Annotated in this window: 1 protein-coding gene; it reads left to right on the top strand. The window is 69.1% G+C overall.

The window, feature by feature from the left end; all coding sequences use genetic code 11:
- Nucleotides 1-287: 287 nt before the first annotated feature.
- Nucleotides 288-1,256: a hypothetical protein gene (locus ABFS34_16875; GenBank protein MEN8377100.1), complete on the top strand. Its 969-nt coding sequence runs from the start codon at nt 288-290 to the stop codon at nt 1,254-1,256.
- Nucleotides 1,257-1,324: the final 68 nt, after the last annotated feature.

Below are 1,324 nucleotides of genomic sequence, written 5' to 3'. Positions count from 1 at the left end.
CTGATCCGGACCGAGGGTCTGTATGTGTTCCGCTGATCCGGACCGAGGGTCTGTATGTGTTCCGCTGATCCGGACCGAGGGTCTGTATGTGTTCCGCTGATCCGGACCGGCTGATCCGGACCGAGGGTCTGTATGTGTCAGCCAGGCCTCCGGACCGAGGGTCTGTATGTGTCCGGCCCGCCGGCCGGGGGTGACCGGCGGGCCGACCGGGGTGTCCGGCCGAGCGGACACCGCTGACCAAACATCGCGCACTTCGCGCTGGCGCGCGCCTTGCTCTGTTGGCGGCCGTGCGACCGCGCCCCATCTACGAAGAAGACACCCTCTTTCTCAGCCGCCGGGTCGAGCATCGGGAAAACCGCCTGCGCGCGGACGCCGAGGTGGTCAATGGCATCGGCTATCTCCTGGCGGTCTACACCGAGGAACACAACGTCAAGCTCTCGGCGGTGACGGTGTTGGGCGACCACTACCACGCGGTGGGCTTCGACGAGGGGGCCGTCACGCCCGCGTTCACCCGCGACCTTCACGCCCGCACGACCTACGTCGTCAACAGCATCAACGGCGAGTCCGGACGGATGTGGGACGGGCGCCAGACCAGCCACGTCCGCCTCGAGGAGCCCAGCGACATCCTCGATGAGATCGCCTATACCGTCGCCAACCTCATCGCCGCCGGGATGGTCGAGGACAACGACGACTACCCCGGCATCGTGATGCACTGGGGCCAAGAGCCGCAGACCTACAAGCGTCCCGCCTGCTTGAACCCGAACCGCAAGCGGGCCAACGGCACCTACTGGGCCGCCGAGGCGACCCTGACCATGTACCGCCCGGCCGGCTTCGAGGAGATGTCAGACCAGCAGCTCGCCGCCGAGCTCGACCGCCGCATCGCGGGCAAGGTCGACGAAGCGAAGCTCGCGACCAAGGAGCGCGGCGGCGGCTACCTCGGCCCCGACAAGATCCTGGCGACCCCGCGCTCGCACCGCTTCACCAGCTTCGAGGCCGAGGGCATCAGCCCCACCGTCGCCGCCAAAAACGCCGTCCGCCGCATCGCCCGCCTCGCCTTCAACGCCGACTGGCGCGCCCAGCACGAAGACTCCCGCCTCGAGTTCAAAGCCGGCAACCGCGACGTCGACTTCCCCTACGGCACCTACCAGATGCGCGTCCTTTACAACGTCAACGTCGCCCCCAGGCCCGAGCCCGAGCCCGACCCCGAGCCCGCTGAGTCCGCCCCCGACGTCGCCCCCGAGCCCGCCCCGACTTGAGCCACCCACATTCGCCCCCAGCCCGGCCCGGCCCTCACCGGCGCCGGGCACCACTGCGTCCGGAGCTC

It is taken from the genome of Gemmatimonadota bacterium, assembly GCA_039715185.1.
Classification (GTDB): Bacteria; Gemmatimonadota; Gemmatimonadetes; order Longimicrobiales; family RSA9; genus DATHRK01.
Note: the sequence above shows the minus strand (reverse complement) of the source record. Positions and strands in the feature narration are given on the sequence as shown.